Source organism: Neisseria sp. 19428wB4_WF04 (assembly GCF_015235335.1).
Lineage (GTDB): Bacteria > Pseudomonadota > Gammaproteobacteria > Burkholderiales > Neisseriaceae > Neisseria > Neisseria musculi.
Window position 1 is genome coordinate 1 of the sequence record NZ_JADGLG010000191.1, and the last position, 396, is coordinate 396.

Annotated in this window: 1 protein-coding gene; it reads right to left on the bottom strand. The window is 72.0% G+C overall.

All coding sequences use genetic code 11. From position 1 onward, the window contains the following. Positions 1-377, bottom strand: a 377-nt coding sequence (locus IR141_RS12945; RefSeq protein ID WP_245231752.1) for a Mur ligase family protein, incomplete at its 3' end; no start/stop codon positions are given. Positions 378-396 lie beyond the last annotated feature (19 nt).

The following is a 396-nucleotide window of genomic DNA, read 5'->3' on the forward strand; positions in this document are numbered from 1 at the left end:
AAGCCCAGGCCTTCGCGCAGGATGCCGCCGCGCGCGGTCTCGAACACGGCCGCGTCCACTTCGGGGTGCAGCAGCACGTTGCGCGCGCTGCGCGGGCCGGAGCAGTCGCCGCTGTCGATCTGGCGGCCGTTCACGTACACGCCGTCGGTATTCGTCATGCCCACGCGCAGGCCCTGGGCGGAGAACAGGTGCGCGATGAGGCGCGCGGTGGTCGTCTTGCCGTTGGTGCCGCTGATGAGCACCACGCCGTGCGGCAGCTTCGCGAGCTCCTCGGCCACGAACCCGGGGTGCAGCCGCTCCATCACGAGGCCGGGGAAGGCGGAGCCTCCGCCGCGCAGGGTGGTCAGGTACCGGATGCCTTGGCCGAGCAGGCGCACGTGGGGTCTGGACATGCGC